The organism is Pseudomonas syringae, assembly GCF_021605415.1.
In the GTDB taxonomy this organism is placed as follows: domain Bacteria; phylum Pseudomonadota; class Gammaproteobacteria; order Pseudomonadales; family Pseudomonadaceae; genus Aquipseudomonas; species Aquipseudomonas syringae_S.
The window spans coordinates 20762-28227 of record NZ_WKEQ01000052.1; the positions used below are offsets into that span (position 1 = coordinate 20762).

The following is a 7466-nucleotide window of genomic DNA, read 5'->3' on the forward strand; positions in this document are numbered from 1 at the left end:
GGCGAATCGCTCAGGCTGTTGCAGCTCTTGTGACACGAACCACAGTAATAACGCGGTAGACGCTGACGGGCCTTAGGCGCCTGCAACGTTAAGCGCGAATCGCTGCACCACGGGCAATACTTCACCCGTCGCCGCGGCAACTCGTGCAGATAACGAATCAGACGATTGGCATCGGGACGCAAGTGGGCCGGGAGGCAGATGTCAAAGTCCGGCAAATCGTTGTGGCCTGGGATGGGTAACGTGGCGAGTCTGGTCATGGCTGGTTACGAAGTGGCTGGGGCGGTTGTTGCACTGACGCCGCAAGTTCGGCTTCGCGTTTGGCGATAGCGGCCTCCAACTCAGGGGAGCGTTTGGCCCATTGTTCCGGGGGCAGCGGCTTTGACCATTCGCCAACCTCGGAATAGGGCAACTCCGGTGGTGGGGATAACTTCCATGTTTGCAACATCATCGCCAGTGGGGCGCCAAGGAACACAGCCCCAATGATCAGCCAGGCAGCCTTGCCAACCTCCTGCGCGACCAAATGGTGTCGGATGCCGTCCAGGTACTCACAACAAATGCCCCAAAAAACGCTTCTGCCCCGAAGTTTCTCCCGGCCGTTCTCGAAGTCGTTGGTCTGTGGCAAAACGTGCGGCCCGATCTCCATGTAACTGCGCATGCACTCCCACAACGCCATCGCCGTCGTGCCGCCGCCGCAGTTGAAGCCCAGCGAGAAGTGCTTGTTGTCTTCCTTGGCGTCCGGGTCGGGGTTTTCGAAACCGATGACCAATAAACCCATCGTGGATCGGCCGGCCTGACTGATTGAGGATTGCTGAGTGGCGGCGGCTGTTACGGTTTCCCACGGGACGATCCAGTACTCGCCGTTATCGCGAGGGACGCAGACTTCGCGGCGTAGGCGGTTGAAGCGTATGGGTAAGGGGACATGTCGGAAGAGGCCTTGGATCAAAATCAGCACAGGTAAGCCCAAGATGGTTCCCCCAATGATCAAAATCCCGTAGCTAAATTCAGGGTCAAGGTTCCGTGTAAAAAAAGACATAGCGAAAACCACTATCAGCGAAGGCCACATCACCATCACCGCAGATCCGACGCTGTAGTTACCGATATCGAGGAAAACCTCGTTCTTGCGCCAGATGATGTTGAGAACATCACAAGGCTTTTCACCAGTGGGGATAGGCAATGGCGACAAGTAATCATTGCGCGAAAACATCCGCTTTTTCACAGTGCCTGCCGGTGGCGTACTCATGTCGTCACCTCAATTTGCCCTGCAAGTTCGGCTTCGCGTTTGGCGATAGCGGCCTCCAACTCAGGGGAGCGTTTGGCCCATTGTTCCGGGGGCAGCGGCTTTGACCATTCGCCAACCTCGGGATAGGGCAACTCCGGTGGTGGGGATAACTTCCATGTTTGCAACATCATCGCCAGTGGGGCGCCAAGGAACACAGCCCCGATGATCAGCCAGGCAGCCTTACCAACCTCCTGCGCGACCAAATGGTGTCGGATGCCGTCCAGGTACTCACAACAAATGCCCCAAAAAACGCTTCTGCCCCGAAGTTTCTCCCGGCCGTTCTCGAAGTCGTTGGTCTGTGGCAAAACGTGCGGCCCGATCTCCATGTAACTGCGCATGCACTCCCACAACGCCATCGCCGTCGTGCCGCCGCCGCAGTTGAAGCCCAGCGAGAAGTGTTTGTTGTCTTCCTTGGCATCCGGGTCGGGATTTTCGAAACCGATGACCAATAAACCCACCGTGGATCGGCCGGCCTGACTGATGGAGGATTGTTGAGTGGCGGCGGCTGTTACGGTTTCCCACGGGACGATCCAGTACTCGCCGTTGTCGCGGGGGACGCAGACTTCGCGGCGTTGGCGGTTGAAGCGTATGGGTAAGGGGACATCTCGGAAGAGGCCTTGGATCAAAAAGAAAGTCGGCACTCCAATTACGAACGCCGTCATTACCGCAAAAATATGCATGTCATCGTGATCATGTCTGAACAGATAACCCATGAAAGCGAACAACATCACCATTGGCCAAAGCACCATCACCGCAGATCCGATGCTGTAGTTGCCTATGTCTAGAAAAACATCGTTTTTGCGCCAGATAATGTTGAGCACATCACAAGGTTTTTCACCCGTAGGAATGGGCAGTGGCGACAAGTAATCATTGCGAGAAAAGAATCGTTTTTTTGAGGTGCCTGCCGGTGACCTACTCATCTCTTGTCCTTGGGTTGCAGATAAATGGCACCGGGGTGATCCTCGCCGAGCGGATAATTCGGCACACGGTCGAGTTCCGGGGTGGGGTCGGCTCTTAGCGTGATGACGCCCGTTGAGTGATTCAAGGTGAAAGCCAGCCCCCGCTCGCCACCGATAAATGAGCGCGCGCCGAGCATTGCTGTCAGCGGGGTGCGATAACGCAACCGCAGTGACAAGGTGCTGGGGGGCGTGCCTAAGACGTTTTTCACTTCGCCGAAAGGGCCAGTTATTCGAAGTCCTTGGCCTTCCTTAAACGGAATCCATTGGCAACGGCTGCCGGAGAGCCAATAGGGCGTCATATCCCGCCACGGTCGGGGCGGTTTGAAATTGCTGGTTGGGCTGTTCTTGATCAGATCCCGATTGCCCAAGGTGTCCACCGGGTCACCGACCATGCTCAGTTCCAGGTAGACACTACCCGGCTCGGCCCCCGGCAAGTCGATGGTCAGAGATTTGATGGCACTGACGTAGGCAAGGCCGGTACGTCCATAATCGGCTGCGGTTTCGGAGCGGCTATCCATGCTGACCCGAGGCGTATAGAGGATGAGATACAAACGGTCGAGTTCGTCCTGCTGGGCTTTGGGCGGGATGGGCTGCAGATCGCTAGCCCTTGCTTTAGACCAGCAACAGTTGTTCAGGAAGTTTTGCAGCGGCGTTTTTTCGAAGAGCCAGACTGTCAGGTACACCAAGCCCAATGCGGCAATGATCCAGTTCAAAGGGCCCATGTAGAGTGTGTAACGCAAAATGGCGACTTCAGTCGTTATTGACCCTGCCAACGCCTTCATCGTGTAAGTGGCGCCCAACAATGCCTGAGTACTGAATGCAGCAATCTGCCCTCCAACCGTGATTTGGCGCATTTGCAGCCAGGAGTCCACCTGACTCTGAGAGCTTTCCAATTGTCTTTGCAAAGATTTGAATTCCTGATAAGCGGCACCAGCCGACAACCCACCAATCACCCCCCCAAACAACGTAAGCATTGGTGCACTTCCCGCTCTGCCACCAGGAAGCTTCACGGCCATTTCCTTAACCCCCAACCCAATCCTCACCTGACTATCCAAAACCCCCACCAAAGCCGCCGCCGCATACAAACTCGCCGACACCGCATCATTCGCCCGCCGCTTCTCCATCCCCTCCAAAACCCCGGCCTCACCCAAATACCGCTGCGAATTCGCCACATTCACCAGCAGCAATGCCAACGGCACCACGCCGCCGCTGTTGACCACGACGGGCGAGTTGACGATCCGCTCCACCCGCCCGGCACCAATGGCTTTGCCCGCCGATCCCACCCAGTCGTTCAGCGCCTCGGCTCTCTGGCCCAACAATTTCAATACCGGCTGTCCGCCCTCGATCAAGGACTGCAGATGGATTTCTCCACCCAGACGAGCAGCAAGGAAAATGCCCATCCAGGACGCGCTCAGGTTTTTTTCACTCTTGAGCAGCAACAACGCCGCGCCCAACCGATTGACCAGCGTGCTCCACAGACCGCCCGCATCCCGCGCCATGTCCCCGATGTCGCCCATGACCGCGAGGCTCAGCGGCGCCAGGGCGTGGTGAACGGCGTTGATATTGTCGTCGGCCAGCGCGGCCATCAATTCGCTCAGGCGAGAGACATTGTTGACGGTCGCCTCAAGTGACGGTGTCCACGCGCTGAACAGTTGCCGCAGTGCGCCGTCGTCTATGGCACGCACGTAGTCGGCGTATTGCTCGGCGCCCTGGGCGCGGATGCATTGGGCGGTCAGGCAGCCGGCGGCGAGTTCGGTCAGCCATTGGCGGGTTTTCAGGTCGTCGTAATCGACGAACCAGGTGCCGCTGGCCGAGCGTTTGAGGTACACGCCGCGATCGGCAAACAGCGCGGTGTGACGTTGGTCGAGTTGTTGATAATGCGCGGCGGCGGTATCGCTGAACCATGTATTCATGGCGTCGAGGTCGATGTACTTGCCGACCTTGGTGGTAAACGCATGGTCGTTGAGGTTGGCGAGTTTGTCCGCACGGTATTCACGGACAACGACCTCGGCTTCGTCGTACAGGTCGGGCGGAATGAACAGGCGCACCGGGGCCAGAATGTCGGCGATACGTGCATCGCGAATCGCGGCTTCAGCCGGACTGGGTTGACCGCCGTACTGACGGGCGCGGGTTTCAGCCCTGAGCTCTTCATCCAGCCGATGTTGCGTGTCGAGTATCGTCTGGCCCTGCGCTGGGGTGAGCTGGAGGTCGCGATCTTTGTAGCGGTAACTGAGATTGGCGGCCAGTTCAGCACCGTCCTCGGTGATCAGGCTGCGCACGAAGCCACCGATGCACAAGCGCAGGTTGTTCTCGCCCAGCCATTTTTCGTGACCGGCCTCCAGCCATTCCTGCTCGTGGTTGATGTCGCGCAACACACCGAGGTCGTCGTCGAGACAGGCGAAGACTGCAAACAACCCTGCTGCTTGTGACTGGGCATCGATCAGCCAGTCCTGAGTCCCCTGCCCGTCCCACGGCTCGGCACTCCACTCGCCCGGCGGCTGATCGCTGACATCGGGATGCTCCGCGAGAATACGTTCACGCTCTCGAGCCTGGTGCATGGCGTCGGTGTAGGCCTTGATGTTCGCCCGTGTCGGAGCTTGCATCACCGCTTGTCCCAACGTGTCGATATTCTCGACGTTGCGCTGCGAATCAACCCGCACTGCGGCAGCAAACGTGGCCGGAATGAGTTCGGCCATCACTTCATCCGCTTTCACCAGCGCAGGACAATGTGGCGCCTCCAACTCGTCGGCCACCGTGCGCAAGGCGATGTGGCGCATGTACTGACCGCGTTTGGCGCCACTGTCGCTCAAGGTCTGACAGTGCGCGGCGTTTAACGGGAACTCGCTGTAAAGCATCCAGGCGTCATGGACTTTTTCCAGCGTCAGACCTGCCAGTTTTGCGTCAACAACCGGAATCGGTTCGGCGTCCAGCGTCTGCTCTTGCAGCAGCCCCAACGGGGAAACGGCAAACCGCCGCAGCGGCCCCTTGTGCTGCCACAGGTAGACAAATCCGGCGCGCAATCGACGGGCTGCCATCGGGTGACTCTCGGTCGTGACACCCGGAACACAGCAAGCGTGCGCGGCTTTTTCCGGCGCCAGCGCGTAACGCACCGGCACCACGAACAGCTGCGGCTGACTGGCCGGGCATGGCTCAACCGTGCAATGGATATCAGCATGCGGTTGGGCCTTGGCTTCCCGCTCTGCCTGGGCGTGCCGGTCGATCAAATCGAGTTTTTCGGCGCTCATTGAGCGAAGTCCTTGTCAGTCAGCAACTGGTGCGTCAATGCGTGGTTGAGGTTGTCGAGGCGCTGACGCGGAGCAATCCCCGGTTCGGCCAGCAATTGCCGGTACACGCCGTGCTCGGCGTCATCGGGAAAGTTGTTGCCCAGTACAGCCACGAAGCGGCTCCAGAGCAGCACTTCGTCCATGGCGCTGAAACCGTTTCGAGCGGCGCCGGCCTGACAGTCCAACGCCCATTGCTGGCGTGCGGCCGGATCCAGTTGAAGAAGTGCTTCGGGAAAGTTGCGTTGAACGTGCTCGATCAGTTGTGTCGTGAAAAACCGGCGCTTCGCGGCGTTCAAGCCATCGAGTGCCTCCGCCGTCAGCGCCAGCCAGGGCTGATCCGCGTAGGGAATGGCGGGATGCTCCGACTGCTGAACAATCTGCGCGTCCGGCAAACAGATCAGGCGGACGGGGCCCATCAGCCGATCGCGTTCATGGGAAGGCAGATCCGCCAGCCATGACGCGGCGATGCGCGGGTCGTAAAAACGAAAAAGAACCGTCGTGACGCCCTCGGCCCGGGCATGGATCAAACCGCGCAGATGCGCCACTACTTGCTCGGGTTCAGCGGCCGATTCCAGCCAGATGCCCGCCGTCGCGCTCCATTGCTGAGAGAAAACCTGCGCCAGCGGACTTTCGGGTGTTACCCCGATCAGCACGGGCCCGACATTCTCCAGCGCCTTGTACGCGGTGCGCTGGTAGAGCGAATGAACGGTTGCGCCGCCCGTCAACTCGAAGAGGCGATCGGTCAGGCCTTCAATCTGGATGCGATCCAGCACCAGATACGCGCGGCTCATGCGCTCACCTGCGCCAGTTTTTCGCACACGGCACAGACCGGCGCGCCTTGGCCTGCGGCCTGCGTCAGCGCGGCTATTTGCGCGGTGATTGAGAGTTTGAGCAGCGCCTGAGGATCCTCCGGGGCAACCGACAATGCCGCTTGCGCAGCCATCCCCGCCATCGGCGCCCCGCCTTCAACAATCGCCACACTGCTGAAAATTCCGCCGGCATTGATGACGATGTGATGCCCGCCCGCCGACAGCGTCAGGCTCGTACCGGCATCGATCACCACTTGGCTGGCCGTGAACCGCGCATGCGGCCCGGCCTGGATCACCAGCGTGCCGTCCGCCGTGGTGCTGCTGTTGCCGCTGATGGTGAGCAGGTCATCACGCCCAATGACGGTGCTGCGTGTGCCGTCGGTGGTGTGTCGCTCTTCGGCCTTGGTCACGCTGGTGCTGATGCCGTCCACCTGCTGGAAACGGTCGTGGCGGATCACGCTACGGCTGTCGTTGAGGATCAGCTCTTCGAAATCACGCTCGGCGCGCAGGTAGATTTTTTCCTGACCGGCGCGATCCTCGATCATCAGTTCGTTGTAGCCACCGGTGTGTGGGGAGCTGTGGCTGCGCAGCACGGTTTTGGTGTTGTGATCGGGCAAGGTGTACGCAACGGACATGACCTTGTTGGCGACGCAACCGGTGATCAGTGGCTTATCGGGATCGCCCTCCAGATACGTCACCACCACTTCCATGCCGATGCGCGGAATCGTGACCGAACCGAAGCCTTCCCCGGCCCAGCTCGATGACACGCGAATCCAGCAACTGCTGCGCTCGCTGCTGAACTCGGCACGATCCCAGGCGAATTCGCACTTTACTCGGCCGAATTCGTCGCAATAAATCTCTTCGCCTTCGGGGCCGGTGACGCGTGCAGTTTGCGTGACCAGCGGAGGGCGCGGCGTTGGCAACGGCGGGCGAAACACTATTTCGGCGGGAATTACGCTGAAGGTGTTGCGATAGCCTTGGGTGAAACCGTCGGCGTTCTTGACGTCGCTGGTGACCGATTCCTCAAGCACTTGTGGCTGTCGGCCATCGTGGGAAACGCTGATGAGCAACCACAAGTCGTTGTGCTTTTCGCGGGGGTGTTCGGTGAGGTTAAACAAATGGCCGCAACGCAGAT

At 59.4% G+C, this 7466-nt stretch carries 5 protein-coding genes; all 5 read right to left on the reverse strand.

Annotation, left to right across the window (positions count from 1 at the left end; genetic code table 11):
- Positions 1 to 253: 253 nt before the first annotated feature.
- Complete coding sequence (locus tag GIW69_RS24570) at positions 254 to 1240, reverse strand: hypothetical protein (RefSeq protein ID WP_236485364.1); 987 nt, start codon at positions 1238 to 1240, stop codon at positions 254 to 256.
- Positions 1237 to 2199 carry a DUF6708 domain-containing protein gene (locus GIW69_RS24575; protein WP_236485365.1) on the reverse strand — a complete coding sequence of 321 codons (963 nt, stop codon included), beginning with the start codon at positions 2197 to 2199 and terminating at the stop codon, positions 1237 to 1239. The genes GIW69_RS24570 and GIW69_RS24575 overlap by 4 nt, the downstream gene beginning before the upstream one ends.
- A complete protein-coding gene (locus GIW69_RS24580) occupies positions 2196 to 5483 on the reverse strand; it encodes a toxin VasX (protein WP_236485366.1) in 3288 nt (1095 codons plus the stop codon). The genes GIW69_RS24575 and GIW69_RS24580 overlap by 4 nt, the downstream gene beginning before the upstream one ends.
- Complete coding sequence (locus GIW69_RS24585) at positions 5480 to 6313, reverse strand: DUF4123 domain-containing protein (RefSeq protein ID WP_236485367.1); 834 nt, start codon at positions 6311 to 6313, stop codon at positions 5480 to 5482. The genes GIW69_RS24580 and GIW69_RS24585 overlap by 4 nt, the downstream gene beginning before the upstream one ends.
- Positions 6310 to 7466: type VI secretion system tip protein TssI/VgrG (tssI, locus tag GIW69_RS24590; RefSeq protein WP_236485368.1), on the reverse strand; the 1157-nt coding region annotated here is incomplete at its 5' end. The genes GIW69_RS24585 and tssI, both read right to left, overlap by 4 nt.

Coding starts and splice junctions, on each gene's coding strand:
- GIW69_RS24585 (WP_236485367.1), bottom strand. CDS start 6,313: ATGAGCCGCGCGTATCTGGTGCTGGATCGCATCCAGATTGAAGGCCTG.
- GIW69_RS24580 (WP_236485366.1), bottom strand. CDS start 5,483: ATGAGCGCCGAAAAACTCGATTTGATCGACCGGCACGCCCAGGCAGAG.
- GIW69_RS24575 (WP_236485365.1), bottom strand. CDS start 2,199: ATGAGTAGGTCACCGGCAGGCACCTCAAAAAAACGATTCTTTTCTCGC.
- GIW69_RS24570 (WP_236485364.1), bottom strand. CDS start 1,240: ATGAGTACGCCACCGGCAGGCACTGTGAAAAAGCGGATGTTTTCGCGC.